The sequence below is a fragment of the Clostridium sp. FP2 genome, assembly GCF_011065955.2.
Taxonomy (GTDB): domain Bacteria; phylum Bacillota; class Clostridia; order Clostridiales; family Clostridiaceae; genus Clostridium_AD; species Clostridium_AD tagluense.
Map to the genome: position 1 here is coordinate 2010497 of NZ_JAAMNI020000001.1, position 16244 is coordinate 2026740.

Here is a 16244-nt window from a genome sequence, read left to right on the forward strand (position 1 = left end):
ATTAATCCCCCCATTCTACGAATATATAATAGTTTAAAACTCGCTATAAATTTCACTTAGTATATCAATTAGCTTATCTTTATCAACTCCTATATAATGTGCTTCTATAATTATTTTCTTCATATGGTCTTTAATTTCTTTCATTTTTTCTTCATCCATTACAGGTTCAAAACTTTCCACTACAAAGGTTCCTTTTCCTCGTATAACTTCAACTGCCTTCATTCGCTCTAGCTCATTATATGCTTTGCTTATAGTATTAGGGTTAATAGCTATAATTGAGGCAAGTTCTCGTACAGAAGGCAGTTTATCTCCAGGTTTCAATATTCCTTTTATTATATTTTCCTTTATTTTCTCAATAATCTGTTCATAAATAGGTTTGCTGCTTCTGCTGTCGACATTTATCAAGGGTTCACCTTCTTTTAAATAATATTTTATTAGCTTGAGTGCACTATGTGTATTACCTCATATAGTGCACTTATAAATATAGTACACTACATTTACATTGTCAAGTAACATTTGTGAAATATTACAATTTTTATAAAAAAATATTGTATAAATATTACAAATTTATGTTGACTATTCCTAATTACAGTTGTAAACTAAATTTAGAAATTACAATTGTAATCGAAATGGAGGCGAGAAATGATGTATGAAATTCCCAAAATATCAAATTCTGAATGGGAGGTTATGAAAATAATATGGAATCATTCAGAAATTACATCAATTAATATTATTCAGCAGCTAAAGGATAAAGCACAGTGGAAACCAGCTACAGTTAAAAGTCTAATAAACAGATTATTAAATAAAAATGCAATTGGATTTAATAAATTAGGCTATGAGTATTTATATTTTGCTTTGGTATCAGAAGATGAATGTATAAAATCAGAAAGTAAGTCTTTTATTGATAGGGTATTCAATGGCTCTATTAAATCAATGCTCTTAACCTTTGCAGAGTCAAAAGAAATATCTGAAACGGATATAGAGGAGCTGAAAAACATACTAAGCCAATCAATTAAAACGAAAGGTTGATGCGTATGGATTTATTAAATATTTTTGAGGTGATTGTACTTTCATCTTTGATAGGTAGCATAATTGTACTAATGATATTAATTGTTAAAGGTATATTTAGAAATAAATTAAATTCTACATTTAACTATTATATATGGTTGATATTGATCATAAAATTAACAATTCCTTTTGGTCCACAAACAACTTTTAATATTGTTAACCTATATGAAAACTTTCATAAGCAGGCAATTACAAGTGAGAACAAAGAAAAACCACAAATAAATTCTTCTATACAACTTGAAAATATAGACTTAGGAGGTTCAATATTAAAAAAATCATTTGATTCTTCAAATAAAAGTGTATTTAGTAAAGTTATGAATACACCTTTAAAAAATAAAATTAATATTGAAAAAGTGTTCTGTTCTATATGGATTTTTGGGATTGCATTATTAATAGGTATATTAGTTGAAGGACATAAAAAACTTAGAGAAATTGTTGGAAAATCTATAAAAAATATAGACAGCACGCATAAAGAAATTCTATGTAAATGCAGGAAAGCTATGAATATAAGAACTGATGTAGAGTTATCATATTCACATAAAATAAGTAGTCCTTCGCTATGTGGGTTAATTAAACCAAAGATATTAATTCCAATGAGGGTAGCAGCCAATATTTGTGATGAAGAATTTAAGTATATTATAATGCACGAATTAACCCATTTGAAAAGCAAGGATATATTTATAAATTGGGTTATAACTTTATTGTCGGTGATTTATTGGTTTAATCCAATCTTGCTCTATGGCTTTTATAAAATGAGACAAGATTGTGAATTTTCCTGTGATAGTCAAGTGATTTCACAGTTAGGTGAAGGGGTAAATCTTCAATATGGAAATGCAATAATAAGAGTATTGGAGCTTGGAGGTAGAGGCAATAGAATTATGGGAACCACTTCAATGGTTATGAATAGTTCGGAAATAAAAAGGAGGGTTATTATGATTTCAAAGTATAAAAAGATAAACATTAAAGGTATACTACTCGGAACTGTAGTTGTGATTATTATAGGAGGACTCGGGATTGCACTAAACACTTCAAACTTAAACTTAGATAAAAACATCCCCAGTGCTACAACAGTAAAAGTAGAAACACCAGTGACAACGTCTAAAAGCGTAGTTAACAATATATCAAATGAAGCAAAATCAACCACTATAAAAAAATCACCAAGTGATAGCACAAATCCTATAGTAGCATTTTCATCAAATATAGTAATTTATAATAGTCATCCTGATGAGGATTATCCCTCGGGAATAAAAGTAACTGATGTAGGTGCATTAATCAATGATAAATTCCTTAAAGAAGGGCTAAAAAGTAGTTTCATCAAGTGTAATGCTCCTATAGAATATAAGGAATCATTTAAAACTACACGTGATTTAATAATAAAAAATGTAAAAGAATATTCAAATACTATTTTATTAGACATACATCGGGATATAACAGAAAGCACCAACTCTGATACGAGAAAAATACTATTTGTACTTGCTAAAAGCAGCCCACATTATGAATCGAATAAAAAGTTTGTTGACAGGTCATTAGAAAATATTAAAAATTCAAAGGTCGTTAAATCAGAAATATTATTATATAACTTTGGAATATCTTATTTTAATCAAGATTTATCTGGTAATGCAGCACTTATTGAGATTGGAAATAATAGGTCTAGTGACAGTGATATTGAGACTTGTGTAAATGCGCTGGTTTCAGCAATAAAGAATATTCAAAAGGGCTCATCTAAATAAAATTTTACTATTATTTCATTGAATATAATCGAATTAAGATTGTATATTTTGAATAGAATATTTTAAGTGAATATTTTCATTTTAATATATTGAGTAATATATAGCAGGAGATGATTTGTTTTGGGTTCTAATATTATTTTATTGCTAATTCTTGCAGCTGCCATATTTGGAAAGGCTAATTCAGTTGCGATTGCTACATGTATCTTACTTATGTTGAAACTCTTAGGTTTGGACAGATATGCATATCCTTTTATAGAAAAAAGCGGAATTACAGGTGGACTTATATTTCTTATAGCCGCTATAATGATACCTATTGCAAACGGACGAATTACAGCAGAGAATATAAAAAACGTATTTACATCCTGGGTAGGCATAACAGCTCTAGTCCTCTCATTTTTAACAACATATTTGAGTGGACAAGGACTTAACTATCTTACGGTTCAGGGACATAGCGATATTATGCCTGCCATGATAATAGGTGCAGTTGCAGCTGCAGCCTTCTTAGGAGGGGTGCCTGTAGGACCACTTATTACATCGGGGATGGTAGCTTTATTTGCAAAGTTGATTCACAAATAATAGATTTATGGATAGCAGGAGAAGTCCTGCTATTCATACTAATGTTAGAACCCTTTTACATGCTTAAATAAATATGTTAATTATATTATTATTAAAATTTCTTAAATTTTCTTTACTTATATTTGAACTTTCAGCAATATCTTTTGATGGCTCTGCCTTTTCACTAGATGGTGGGACCGTTTTGATTATTTGTTGTTGCTGAATTTGTGCTTGAATTTGTTGTATTTTAGCCTCTATTACTTGAATTTTGACTTGTTTTGTTTTTTTATCATCCCAACTTGAATTAATTTGGCTCAATTGTAATTTGAGAGTTATTTCTTGCAATTTAAGCTGACTTACATCGCTACTAGTATTTGTTACCAAATCGAACATTGATAAAATACTCATATTATCCTCTCCTTTTAAATTATCTATAATGGATTTTAATCTTTTTATCTTTATCTATAATTATAATTATCAATTGTGGCATCAATGTGTAATAAATATGTGAAATTTATGTGAGCTGTATAGTCTATTATTTTGTAAAAAAATATTGGATAAATATTAATAAAACTAAAATTCTTTAACATAGTAGTTTAAAGAATTTTAGTTTTATATTGGTTACAGATATTATTGAGTGTGATTTTATGTATATTAACTTACATTTATCATTACGTATTTAGCAATCTCCTCACCAAGTTGTCCATTTCTATCTAAATTTTGAGAATACACCTTAATCAAAACTTGACCTGGGTTTAATGCCTTAAATATTCCATTAGTTGCTATTTGGACCGAGCCCATAGCCCCGCTTTCTTTTTTAAATGAAACTATTTTGCTTGTAGCAGTAAGTGGATATGCTTGAGTATTTAAAGATACATATCCTCCAACATTAACATTTATTGTTTCATAATTATTTTTATCTACGTAGGTTAAATTTTTACCATTGTATGATAGATTTATATCCACTTGTGGAATATACCTTCCTATTTTCCGAGGTAAATATGTATCGTCTTGTGGGGTTATTGTATATCGTCCTTGTTTTTGATACCAATAGTAAGCACCACCCATCATTGCACCTAGGGAAGAATTGTCTTCTGTAGACATAATCCCCGCAGTATTAGGATTTAATTTATATAAAGACTGCCAAAAATATGTATATATTGGTAAACAATGTTTTTCTCTTTGCTCCATAAGAAGGAAATAATTAGGATATAAATCTGCGTGATAACACATTTTTTCTAAGGGTCTATTGCTATCTCCAGATAAATCATTATTTGTTAATGCAGAAGACTTGTACATTTCAAACACGATTTTTTGTTTGTCAATTAGTCTTCGCACTATTTTATCAGCTTCGTCAGCAGTCGTGTTACCATTTAGATAAGATTTTGACCTTTCCGAGTAATAAGGGTCTAATAAGGCTACCCTATCTGGCATTAATTCTTTAGGGATATCTCCATTTTCAATATGCTTATCAACCAAATCTACCAATCGTATAGCCATTTGATTTCCTAAGGAGTGTCCGACAATTCTAATATCGTCTCCCTTATAGCCTTCCATGGCCTTTGAATAAGACTCGTAAAATAAGTCAGCGGAGGTTTTATTAGGCATATTTTTAGTTTCATAGCCAGTTATTTTTTTTCCATCTCATACTAATAGGAATTAGTCCAACCCAATGTTGAGAAGTCCATATTTTATCCTCTGCACATTCTACGATAGGTTCGTCAGCTAATTGTTTCCAGTTGAAAATTCCTACATTATAACCTTTATTTATCCAATCTTTAAGAACGTTAATATCTATAGTCGGGTCTGCATATGGTTGATATTGAAAATTAGGAAAAGAATCACTTAATCCCGCATTTTTCAATATGCTCTCTGCCCATCCATGTACGAATATAACTGTAGGTTTTGTTTTATCAAAATAAGGGGTAGGGCTATTGCTATTATGTACCCTATTGTATTGGTCAAACCAATATAGTCCTACCTCTAAATTATTTGTAGCAGGGAAATATTCTGGTTCCTTTGTAATTATGCTAAAATCCTTCAACGAGGAAATAGTAAATGCATTAATGCACGGAGTTGATATTACAGATGTTAGTAATGCAGCTATTAGAACGGCTAATATTTTTGCTTTTTTCATAACTATTAATGCCCCCTTTTCTATCTAGAGCTTTCACGGAAACTCCTTAGCTCCTGTGATTACTCATTTTTAGTATCATTAATTTTTGTTGATTCCCCCACTTTTTTTGCATAAAACACTTGACAAGTCTGTAAAATTTTGCGGTCCTCCTCTTAAAGACATGTTTTAATAGGAGGATTATTTTATGCTTAAAAATTGGAGCTCTCATGCTGATTATCAGCAATTTATTATTTCAAATCTCTCATGTTTCTACAAAGTTTTTCCTAAAAAAATTATACAACTTGAACCTTCTATATCTAAGTTGTATTGCTTAGACTTAGATATTCTTAGAGAGATATTAAAACCTTATTATTCTAATATTGGTAGACCCGCTTCTCTTCAACCTGAAATATTTCGTTCATTTTCTTTAATGCTTTTTCAAAAGGAAACAAGCATTACCAACTGGGTTAAAAAGCTTCATGCAAGTGAGTTACTTGCAACCTGTATTGGCTGCACTGAAAATAATGTCCCATCAATTGGTGCTCATTATGATTTTATCTCTAGATTATGGCTCTCAAGTCTGTCTATCGACAGAATAAAACTAAAAAATACATATCCGTATAAGAAGAAACCCGCTAAAACCAAAGAACCCGGTAAAAATAAAAAGCTTCCTAATAAAAAACCAGGTGTTGTTAAAAGAATTTCAGATTTTTTTGAAGCTGGTCGCTCATTTTCACTAAGAGCCGAAAGGCTGCTTCAAAAAATATTCTCATTAGTTGCTGTAGAGCCATCTTTTAATCTTAACCTAATAGAAAAAGATAAACTCACAGTTGCTGGTGATGGTACTTGCGTTCACTGTAAATCTTCTTACTATGGTTCTAAAGTTTGTGACTGCCGTCAAAATGGAATTTACGATTGCAAATGCCCTCGTAGACTTTCTGACATAAATGCTACCTGGGGTTGGGACAGTCATGAAAATCGTTGGTTTTACGGCTACACGCTCTATGCTTTATCTGCTTATAACAAGAAATACAAGATTGATCTACCTATTTATCTACGATTTGTAGAAGCAAGCAGACACGACAGTGTCACTGGAATAGTCGCATTAGCTGAATTTAGAGAACTGTTACCGCAGTTCTCTATATCAAATTATGTTCTTGACTCAGCTAACGATAACTATGCTACATATGAATTATGCTCTAAATGGAACATTAATCCTTTTATTGACATGAACTCCAAAAACAAAGGAAATTCTAAATATCCAGTTGCTCTAGATATTAATGAAAAAGGATTTCCTATCTGCATTGGTGTCCATGAAATGGTCTATAACGGTTATGAAAAAAGTCGTTCACGCCTTAAATGGCGTTGCCCTTTAGTTTTAAAAAAGGTTGCTAGTTGCTCTTGCCGTGAACAATGCTCACCTTCACCTTATGGGCGAGTAATCTACACTAAACCATCATGGGATTTGCGGTTGTTTACTCCTGTGCCTCGCGGCTCAAAACAATGGACAACTATTTATAAAACTAGAACCTGCTCAGAACGTATAAATAATCGTATTCTAAATGATTATAGGATTCATTCTTTACGAATATATGGTAAAAAACGTTATTCATTTATGACTATGATTGCTGGAATTAATATTCATCTAGATGCAAGACTTAAAATTTCAGGTTTTAGTATTTTAAATTTATTAGTGTAGCTGTTTAACAATCAAATGCTTTTTTCTGAAAATTCCTGCATCGTGCAGGCTTGTTTGCTATGACTATTTTTATCACTAACTGCTCTCTTAGCATAAAACTTATAGTCCTATATGGCTCTATACAAATTCAAGTTTTACATATTAGTTTCCGTGACTACTCATCTATACTGTTTTTAGTATAAAATATTATAGATAGAAAAGCAATATTTAATAACTTAGTTTGCCATTGGTCCAATACTAAGGTATATTTAGGAGCATTTTCTAAAAGAGGATTTAAAAGTGAATTTTTTGTCATTGAAATTATTTCACATAAAGCATGTGAAAAAGATTTTAATGTGTTTATTTATTGCTTTGAATATACTTAAGCATAGACATCAATTATATTATTAATAGAATCTGAACCCACTTTATTTATATTTGCACCACTAGCATCTTCTTGAGTCTTGGTTATTGTAACCGTTGATACTAAAGGGATAGAGGGGTTGTTACTGAATTATTTGGTTTGTCTGAATTTGTTATATTAGATTTTATAGATTCTTCTAAGGCCTTAAGTATAGAATCTGATTGAGTCTGAGTTATTGTGCCTTCTGATACTAAACTATCTAAAGGGTTTGGTATTGAAGCATTTGATTCCTTTGAATTTACTCTATTAGCTTTCATAGAAGCTTGTAATGCCTTTATTACCGCATCCTCTTGAGGCTGAGTAATTGTTCCAGAAGTTACTAGGTCCTTTAAAGCTTTTGCGGCTGGGCCTTTTCCATGATGTTTAGTTGTTTTCATTGAAGCTTCAAAGGCACTTTTAATTGCTGTTTGTTGGTCCTCTGTAATTGTACCTGCCGATACTAAGCTATCTAAGGGGTTTGCAGGTCTATTATTATAGATTCCTGTAGATTGAATAGCCTTACCTACTGATTGAAAAGCACTTTGAATTGCATTTGCTTGATCTTGAGTGATTGTTCCAGCACCTACCAGATCATCTAGTGGGTTAGTTCTATTTGTTATACCTGCGTTGCCAACGGATTGAAGTGCTTGTTGACTAATTTCAATTGAATCAGCCTGTATTTCTTTTTTTTCTTGTTCAGATTTAGTGGTTTCTAAAGCTTTAGCAATTTTTTCGTTTTTTTGAGTATATAGATCAATTGTGTTTTGAGAACTGCTTATTGTATTCATAGTATTCTCTCCTTTTAATAAATCTAATTTTTGTAACTTTTATTTTCCAATCTTTTCTTATAATTAAAATTATAAATGCCAATTGTAGCATCAATATCTAATAAATATGTGAACTTTATGTGATAGTATAAAAATCAGTTAGATAATTATTATTTTGTAGTATCAGCAGCTTTGAAATCATATAATGCTTCGGAACTTCTGCCGCCAAATTATGGAGTTTTTATGGTATCACCTGTTTTAGTTGTTGTATTAGCGGTAGGTGTAGCTGATTCCTTATTAGTTGTAGAATCTTTCCACTCACTTTCTGTAACAAGTTTACCAGCTGATTTAGCCCAGGTCATGATTTCGTCGTAGTAGCAGACCAAACTATAGGGGTTATTAAAAGTCCTATTAAAGCAGTAGCTACTAATACTTTCGAAAGCCCTGCATTTTTATTTTTTAACAGCTTAAGAATAATGATTATAATTGAAGCAATCCATCTACAACAAGTGCTATTGTTAAAATCTAAGGTTTTAATCCATCCTCTTTATGAAGTTCCAACATAGGCAAATTCCAATTCCAGTTAGGGCTGCAATTGGTGGAGCAAGCATAGTCAAATAATAAGGGTGAAATAAACCTGTGGTAAAGCTGAAATAAATAAATTCCGGTATTAACCTCATTTTTCTAAAATATATTATCTTATTTATTAACAGGCATATTACTTTTATCTCTATAGATTAGATTATAAACATCAATTGTAGTAGTATCAAAAAAATATGTGAGCTTTATGTGATATTATTAGCATAAAAAAGCAATCAACATTTCTGCTGATTGCTTTTTATTTATAACCTATATTTAATTAAGAAACTAACACCGGTATCCCGATTAATAGCATCTATTTCTCCATTATAAAATTTTATAATTTTTTTGCAAATAGCCAGACCAAGACCAAAATTGCCAGTCTTATCTTTGTAGAAATTATCAAATATATGACTTAGATGTTCCTTTGGTATATTAGGGCCATCATTGTATATCTCTATTACTGCAAAATCTCCTTCTTTTTTTAGGGTTACGGAAATTTTCTCTTTAGCATACCTAAGGCTATTATCTAAGATGTTTTCAATAGAAACCTGTATTTTATCTACGTTTCCAATTATAAGAGCTTCTTCAATGTTTAATTCCCATTTAATATTATTATTAATCACTTTAAATCTATTTATGATATGGAAGAGCAGGCGATGCAAGTTAATTTCAATATCGCAAATATTATTTTCTAAAACATAATCAAGGGTATTCAAATATAGCATTTGCTTAACTTTTTTTTCTAAGTTTAAAGCCTCATCCTTTATTATTTCAGCGTTTTTCTCCACTGACTCTACGTAAACACCATCAATAATAGCTGCAGCATGACTCATAATTACCATAATAGGTGTTTTTAAATCGTGGGATATACTTTGTAAAAACATTTTCTCTTCTTCATCAGCACGCTTTAATTCTTTTTGCATTATATTCATTGAGGTCGCTAGTCGTCCAATCTCATCTGCATTTCTAATATTGATAGGCTGTTTCCAATCTTTATGGGCTATCCTAACGGTATAATTTTCAAGTTCTTTAAGTGGTTTTGAAATATAGTTTGCAACTAATTTTGAAGTTAGAAAACCAATAGCTATAAATACTAGGCCTATAATAAGCATCATATAAAGCAAACTATTTTCTTTCATTTCCGGCATATAAGTAATTAAATAGGACTTTCCAGTATCTCCATATTGGACTGAACTTATTATAAAAATAAATTTTATATTTTTGTAGGACTTTTTAAATTGTTTTTCTGCAAGAGTACCTGGTGTAATAAAACTTGACATCCATAGTTTAACGTCACTATCATTTAAACTAAAAGGGTCATTAGGAACATTAGGTGGTAATCCACGCCTTTTATTTATATTTATAATTTCAGTTTTATTATTTTCATCCACATGTACAATATAATAATCGCTACCTCTTAGATTTTTTAGCTCGTCAAATCTATTAGGCTCTGTAAATTTTTTAGTGGTTATTAAGAAATCATGAGATACTTTTAAGTCTTGAATTTTAGCTTTCTCATCTATGGCTTTAAAAGCAACCAGATAGAAAAATGAAATGCTGAAAATTATTATAAGTATTATGATTGTAAAGGTAGCCCATATTCTCATGGTTAGTGATTTAAATTTGAAGTTTAATTTCTTCATGATTTATATACCAATTTATAGCCATAGCCATATATTGTCTCTATGGTGAATTTATCTACTTTTTTTCTTATTCTTCTTATGGTGTCATCAACTACTCTATCTGAACCGAAGTAATCATCTCCCCATACGGTATCCAATATTTGTTCTCTGGACACTAAATTATTTTTATTCTCAATAAAATAATAGAGTAATTCAAATTCTTTGTTAGTTAGTATAACTTCATCTTTACCTAAGAAAACAGTTCTTTGCTTCTTACTAATGCAATATCCACCCAAATTCAGGTCATTTATCGGTTGAGTGGCAATCTCTTTAGCTATTCCAGAAATTCTCTCTAAAAGTTTATTTGTTCTAATAATAAGCTCTCTAGGTAAAAAGGGTTTTGACAAATAATCATCACTGCCAAGCTCCAGTCCTACCACCCGATCAAGTTCTTCATTTCGTGCAGACATAAAAATAACAGGTGTATTTTTATTGTTAGTTTTAATAGCTTTTATAATTTGATAACCATCAATATCTGGAAGCATAATGTCTAATATCCAAAGATCAGGCATATCATGAATTCTTGCTATTGCTGAATTACCATCTGAAAAAGTAGTTACTTCATAACCTTCACGTTGTAGGTATTTTTCTAGCAAAAGATTTAAACTTATTTCATCTTCAACAAGATATATTCTCTTTGACAACTGTATCACCCCTATGTGTTAAGCACTAATTCTTATTGTTTATAAAATTTAAATTAATAAAAACCTATATTTATGTATTTATTATATTCTATCATACAATTTTAAAAACATTTCAGAAAATTTATGTGAAGATTATGTGTTATTAAACCTTTATGCACTGATGAAAATTTACCTCTGTATAAAGGGGAGATAATATAGAAGACTCAACAATTATTTATTGTTGAGTCTTCTATATCTTCTATTCAGTTTTCCCTGTAAAATGAAAATCTTCTATTTTTAATGTAGGCACATAATTAAAACCAAATTCTCCAGGAACCTTAGTTCTCTCAGTAGTTATGCCAGTAACATTATTGAAAGCATGTAACATACTTTCTGTAAATCTCATATTTTTTACTGCACCTTTGATTTCACCATTTTCAATTAAAAACAATCCATCCCTAGTAAGGGCAGTTAGTATAGATTGTCTTGGGTCTACTATATTCATGTAGTGAAATCTTGATACAAGAAGACCTTTCTTTGTAGACTTTATAAGTTCTTTTAAATTATGGGTTCCACCTTCCATAACAAGATTTACAGCTATGCCACCATCACCTGCGTAACCAAAGGAATGCCCTGTAGGTTCTACATTATCGGCTATGGCAGATTTTACATCGTAGGAAAGCTCTTTAGCTACGCCATTTTCCACTAAATTCAAACTAGTTCGCGCGTAGCCCTCAAAATCGAAATAAAGAGGCATAGTATTTTCATTTCTAACATCATCTCTTATAGTTATGTTTTCACCAAAAACTCTCTTCCCAAGTTTTCCAGTAAGGAAGCTTGTTCCTGTTCGTACATTTTTTGCACTAAAGCCTATGAAGCTCATATATGTTAAAAGATCTCCAACAGCTAGTGGCTCTAAAATTACATCATAGCTACCTGGCTCTATAGAAGCTGGGTTAATGCCCATTTTGCATTTATTCTGTGCAGATGCAAACATATCTACTACATCTAGTTCCTTAGCTTTATTTGTTACATATTCGGAATAACCTGACGCACCGTCTTTATGCATAACTACGGTGTTAAAGCTTACGGTGTCTATTCTTGAATATCTTCTAATATTTTTCTTATTACCCATACAAATAACAAGAGATGACAGTGATAATGCTCCTGCTGCAGTATAATCTTTATCTAATAAATCAATTCCACTCTTTATAAGACTCGCTCTATTTAGAATATTAAATTTATCAGCTAGAGTCCTATCATAATCCTCTGAAGCAATTTCTAAGGGACTAGTAAGTTCTGGAAGTTCTACATCTCCTTGTGGTAAAAATTTTAAGTTTTCTTCTGCATCGTGAACTGCTGAGTTTAACCCTTCTTCGGATAAAAGGTTCGTTGTAACTTCTGAAATCTTTTTATCATGAATTACAGTAATAGTCACACTATCCTCTGCAGTATATACATTTTGATGGATACCAGAATTCGCAAAACGAGTAAGTCCTTCTTCCTTGCACAGTATAGATACCATAGTATAATAATTACATTTGCTTAAAACCTTATCTATTATTTTATATGCTGCAACCTTATTTAACATCCTTAACACCTACCTTTACATTTCTGAATCTTGCAGGAGCTGTTCCATGACCTACGTGAGCTGTTTGTGGTGGTTGTCCTTTACCGCAGTTTGGTGTGCCGTAAAGAGTCCAATATTTTTCATTGCAAACTCCATCACAACTGCCCCAAAACTCTGGTGTTATTCCTGTATATATTGGATTTTTATAAATCTTTCCTGTAAGTTTTCCTTTGGATATTTCATAAGCTATTTCTGTACCAAATTGGAAGTTAACTCTCTTATCATCTATGCTCCAGCTTTTATTAGTACATAAATATAAGCCTTTTTCTATACCGGCAAAAAGTTCATCTAATTCAAAAGTTCCAGGCATTAAACTTATATTAGTCATTCTCACTATAGGAATATTTTGCCATCCGTCAGCTCTATTTGTGCCATTTGATTTTTGATTGATTTTTACTGCAGTATCTCTGGAGGTAATGAAGTTCTTAAATATACCCTTATCTATGATAACAGTCCTTTGAGCTTTAACTCCATCATCATCATATCCAAAAGAACCTAGGCCCTTAGGTGCAGTACCATCTGCCACTATTGTAACAAATTCTGAACCATATTTAAAATCTTCATTTAATTTATCAGCAGTTACAAAACTCATACCTGCATAAGCAGCTTCCGAGCCAAAAACTCTATCTAGTTCTACAGGATGGCCTACACTTTCATGTACTTGCAACGCTAACTGAGAACCATCGATAACTATATCAAAACGACCACTTGGACACTCCTGTGCATTTACAATCATTTCTGCTTCCTTGCCAATACGCTCAGCATGCCCTAGCAAATTTAATGATTTAACATATTCATAACCAGCGGTAGCATGGTTACCCCTGAAAGAATTAGGATAAGTTCTTCCTTGAACATCATCGTTAATTGAAGCTAGGGCTTCAATTCCTGCACCTGACTCATAAAGAGTTTGAGTTATATAACTTCCCTCTGTATCTGCATAAATTTTTTCTTCCTTTTGAAAATCCATAGAAGCTGAAGTAGTGGATAAGTTTGCACTTTTTCTCATAGTCTCTTCAGCTTTTAAGAGAAGCTCAATTTTCTCTGTTTTTGAAACTGTAAAAGGATCAACCTCTATAGGTGTTACATAATTGTCTACCACTACATCTTTTTGCGCCATTCTTATTTTTTCTGTCTGAATGGTTCTACTAGCCTTTGCTAAATCAAGAGCATACAATGCAGTAGATTCTAATTTACCTAAATCTTGAGTGCTGGCAAAACCCAAAGAGCCATCTAATATAACTCGAATGCCTACACCAATACTCCTTGAATTGGAAATGTTTTGAAGTGCTAGGTCCTCAGTAGAAATATTTTCACACATCCTATCCACCATTCTTATATCTGCATAATCAACGCCTTTTTCTTTTAACATATTTAATGTTTTTAGTATTTCGGTTTTCAAATTATAGCCTCCTCACACTTATCTAAATTATACATAAATTACAACATATTCTATATTCTATATTCAATTTCATAATCCTTCAATTTTATGAAATTTTAAATAAATATAATATATTGTATTATTGAGTCTTGGTAGTCGTTTAATGAGAATAATTTCAATGAAAAATATATGCAAAAATTAAGTAGTTTTGAATAAATATGAAAAAAATATTGTTGAATTTTATATCTTATTGTATAATTATAACAAAAACATAAAAGAAGGAGTTTAAAATGAATAATTTAAAGGTAAGATCAAAACTTATAGTTTTTTCAATTGCAGCGGTATTACTTATTACCATGATGAGTGGGGTAGGATATTTTTATCTTGCAAAGGCAAACCAAAACATGACAACAATGTATAAGGAAAACTTATTGAGCATTCAATATTTAAATGATAACAGAAACCAATCTAGGGCAATAGAGGGAGATACCTATTATATATTACTAAATACAAAGGATAAAGATAAGCAAAGTAAAAGATTAGCAGATATAGAGGTTAGGAAAAAGGTGCTTGAAACAAACTGGGCAAATTACAAACAAACCAATAATGATCAGTATGAAAAAGATAAAATTTCAATTGTTGAAAGCAATCAGGAAAAATTCATAAAAGGAAGAGATGCAGCTATTAGACTAGCTATGTATGGAAAACCTGAAGAAGCCATGGCAGAATTAAGTTCTGTTGAAAATTATGGAGGAGAATTTCAAAAGGGTTTAAAAGAAATTGCAGAATATAACGTAAAATTAGCTTCTGATTTAGATGTACAAAACCATAAAGAGTTTGATGCTTCAAAAAAGGTAACTCTGGCAATATTTTTACTTTCATTATGTATTGGTGCGGGATTAACTTTTATACTTAGAAAAGCTATTGCAAATCCATTAATGTTAGCTGTAAATCATTTAAGGCTCATAGCTACTGGTGATTTTACAAGGGAGGTTCCAGAAGAGACTAAAAAAAGAAAGGATGAAATGGGAGATATAGCAAAGGCAATTGATAGTATGCAAAGTTCATTAAAACTTTTAATTAATAATGTAAGTCAAGAATCTAATAGGATTAATATAGTAGTACATAATGTTTCTGAAAATGTGAGAATTCTAAATATGAATATAGAGGAGGTATCTGCAACTACGGAAGAATTGTCTGCAGGAATGGAAGAAACAGCAGCCTCAACTCAAGAAATGAATGCAACAGCGGATGAAATAGAAAGAGCAGTTCAATCTATAGCAAAAAAAGCACAAGAAGGTGCTATAGAAGCTCAAGAAATAAACAAAAGAGCTATGAATACTAAAAATAATGTTACAGAATCAAAAGACAAGGCATTACAAGTATTTTCAAAAACCAAAGATAAATTAGAAATAGCAATTGAAAATTCTAAAGTAGTGGCACAAATTAATGTATTATCGGAATCCATTATGCAAATATCAGACCAGACCAATCTTTTAGCATTAAATGCAGCTATTGAGGCAGCAAGAGCTGGAGAAGCAGGACGTGGGTTTGCAGTAGTTGCAGATGAAATAAGAAAACTTGCAGAAGAGTCAAGAAGCACAGTGACTGAAATACAAAGTATAACAGAAAAGGTAACTGGTTCAGTAACGGATTTATCCGCAAGCTCTAATGAATTATTAAAATTCGTGTCGGAGGATGTTCTAAATGACTATAATACGTTGTTAAATGTGGCAGCTGAATATAGCAATGATGCAAACTTTGTAAACAATCTTGTATTGGAGTTTAGTTCAACTTCAGAGGAGTTATTAGCGTCGCTTCACGATGTTATAAAAACCATAGAACAGATATCTCAGGCTTCAAATGAAGGAGCAGAAGGAACCACAAATATCGCTCAAAAGGTATCAGATATAACTGAAAGATCCAATGGAATTATTGAAGATGTGAAAAAATCTACAGAAAGTGTAGAAGGATTAAATAAAGAAATATCTGTATTTAAAATTTAATATCTTTTTTTATATAATTAGGAGGT

Annotated in this window: 15 protein-coding genes; 5 read left to right on the forward strand and 10 right to left on the reverse strand. The window is 31.2% G+C overall.

The annotated features are described in order from the left end of the window. Positions 1-33: 33 nt before the first annotated feature. Positions 34-405 (reverse strand): GntR family transcriptional regulator, encoded by a 372-nt coding sequence (locus G9F71_RS09535; protein ID WP_164949006.1) that lies wholly within the window; start codon positions 403-405, stop codon positions 34-36. 240 nt (positions 406-645) lie between these two features. Here G9F71_RS09535 and G9F71_RS09540 point away from each other — a divergent pair, with 240 nt between their 5' ends. The 3 genes from G9F71_RS09540 (at position 646) to G9F71_RS09550 (ending at position 3374) form a co-directional block, all read left to right on the forward strand. Next, on the forward strand, positions 646-1029 hold the full coding sequence (locus tag G9F71_RS09540; RefSeq protein WP_164945732.1) for a BlaI/MecI/CopY family transcriptional regulator: 384 nt from the start codon (positions 646-648) through the stop codon (positions 1027-1029). 5 nt (positions 1030-1034) lie between these two features. Next, positions 1035-2798: a M56 family metallopeptidase gene (locus G9F71_RS09545; protein WP_164949007.1), complete on the forward strand. Its 1764-nt coding sequence runs from the start codon at positions 1035-1037 to the stop codon at positions 2796-2798. Positions 2799-2918: 120 nt separating this feature from the next. Continuing rightward, positions 2919-3374 (forward strand): DUF441 domain-containing protein, encoded by a 456-nt coding sequence (locus tag G9F71_RS09550; RefSeq protein WP_164949008.1) that lies wholly within the window; start codon positions 2919-2921, stop codon positions 3372-3374. A gap of 63 nt (positions 3375-3437) precedes the next feature. On the opposite strand, the gene G9F71_RS09555 is transcribed toward G9F71_RS09550, so the two are convergent. The 3 genes from G9F71_RS09555 to G9F71_RS09565 form a co-directional block, all read right to left on the reverse strand. Beyond that, entirely contained in the window at positions 3438-3761 is a 324-nt protein-coding gene (locus tag G9F71_RS09555) for a FlxA-like family protein (RefSeq protein WP_164949009.1), read from the reverse strand. A gap of 246 nt (positions 3762-4007) precedes the next feature. Next, positions 4008-4961 carry a hypothetical protein gene (locus tag G9F71_RS09560; RefSeq protein WP_164949010.1) on the reverse strand — a complete coding sequence of 318 codons (954 nt, stop codon included), beginning with the start codon at positions 4959-4961 and terminating at the stop codon, positions 4008-4010. Between the two features lie 10 nt (positions 4962-4971). Then, positions 4972-5490 carry a hypothetical protein gene (locus G9F71_RS09565; protein ID WP_164949011.1) on the reverse strand — a complete coding sequence of 173 codons (519 nt, stop codon included), beginning with the start codon at positions 5488-5490 and terminating at the stop codon, positions 4972-4974. Between the two features lie 184 nt (positions 5491-5674). Between G9F71_RS09565 and G9F71_RS09570 the strand changes: the two genes are divergently transcribed. Beyond that, positions 5675-7168, forward strand: coding sequence for a hypothetical protein (locus G9F71_RS09570; protein ID WP_164952553.1), 1494 nt, complete (start codon positions 5675-5677; stop codon positions 7166-7168). 465 nt (positions 7169-7633) lie between these two features. On the opposite strand, the gene G9F71_RS09575 is transcribed toward G9F71_RS09570, so the two are convergent. The 6 genes from G9F71_RS09575 to G9F71_RS09600 form a co-directional block, all read right to left on the reverse strand. Next, a complete protein-coding gene (locus G9F71_RS09575; protein ID WP_164952243.1) occupies positions 7634-8338 on the reverse strand; it encodes a hypothetical protein in 705 nt (234 codons plus the stop codon). Between the two features lie 209 nt (positions 8339-8547). Then, positions 8548-8703 carry a hypothetical protein gene (locus G9F71_RS09580; protein ID WP_164952244.1) on the reverse strand — a complete coding sequence of 52 codons (156 nt, stop codon included), beginning with the start codon at positions 8701-8703 and terminating at the stop codon, positions 8548-8550. A gap of 456 nt (positions 8704-9159) precedes the next feature. Next, entirely contained in the window at positions 9160-10542 is a 1383-nt protein-coding gene (locus G9F71_RS09585; protein ID WP_164952245.1) for a sensor histidine kinase, read from the reverse strand. Further along, complete coding sequence (locus G9F71_RS09590; RefSeq protein ID WP_164952246.1) at positions 10539-11225, reverse strand: response regulator transcription factor; 687 nt, start codon at positions 11223-11225, stop codon at positions 10539-10541. The genes G9F71_RS09585 and G9F71_RS09590 overlap by 4 nt, the downstream gene beginning before the upstream one ends. A 238-nt stretch (positions 11226-11463) precedes the next feature. Then, positions 11464-12795, reverse strand: coding sequence for a TldD/PmbA family protein (locus G9F71_RS09595; protein ID WP_164952247.1), 1332 nt, complete (start codon positions 12793-12795; stop codon positions 11464-11466). Then, positions 12785-14233, reverse strand: a complete 1449-nt coding sequence (locus tag G9F71_RS09600) for a TldD/PmbA family protein (protein WP_202018013.1) — start codon at positions 14231-14233, stop codon at positions 12785-12787. Before G9F71_RS09600 ends, G9F71_RS09595 begins: the two co-directional genes overlap by 11 nt. 269 nt (positions 14234-14502) lie before the next feature. On the opposite strand from G9F71_RS09600, the gene G9F71_RS09605 reads away from it, so the two are divergent. Next, positions 14503-16218: a methyl-accepting chemotaxis protein gene (locus G9F71_RS09605; protein ID WP_164952248.1), complete on the forward strand. Its 1716-nt coding sequence runs from the start codon at positions 14503-14505 to the stop codon at positions 16216-16218. Positions 16219-16244: the final 26 nt, after the last annotated feature.

Bases quoted from the DNA above. Each gene is read 5' to 3' on its own strand.
- G9F71_RS09570 (WP_164952553.1), top strand. From the start codon at position 5,675: ATGCTTAAAAATTGGAGCTCTCATGCTGATTATCAGCAATTTATTATT.
- G9F71_RS09540 (WP_164945732.1), top strand. From the start codon at position 646: ATGTATGAAATTCCCAAAATATCAAATTCTGAATGGGAGGTTATGAAA.
- G9F71_RS09575 (WP_164952243.1), bottom strand. From the start codon at position 8,338: ATGAATACAATAAGCAGTTCTCAAAACACAATTGATCTATATACTCAA.
- G9F71_RS09605 (WP_164952248.1), top strand. From the start codon at position 14,503: ATGAATAATTTAAAGGTAAGATCAAAACTTATAGTTTTTTCAATTGCA.
- G9F71_RS09555 (WP_164949009.1), bottom strand. From the start codon at position 3,761: ATGAGTATTTTATCAATGTTCGATTTGGTAACAAATACTAGTAGCGAT.
- G9F71_RS09595 (WP_164952247.1), bottom strand. From the start codon at position 12,795: ATGTTAAATAAGGTTGCAGCATATAAAATAATAGATAAGGTTTTAAGC.
- G9F71_RS09585 (WP_164952245.1), bottom strand. From the start codon at position 10,542: ATGAAGAAATTAAACTTCAAATTTAAATCACTAACCATGAGAATATGG.
- G9F71_RS09545 (WP_164949007.1), top strand. From the start codon at position 1,035: ATGGATTTATTAAATATTTTTGAGGTGATTGTACTTTCATCTTTGATA.
- G9F71_RS09560 (WP_164949010.1), bottom strand. From the start codon at position 4,961: ATGCCTAATAAAACCTCCGCTGACTTATTTTACGAGTCTTATTCAAAG.
- G9F71_RS09565 (WP_164949011.1), bottom strand. From the start codon at position 5,490: ATGAAAAAAGCAAAAATATTAGCCGTTCTAATAGCTGCATTACTAACA.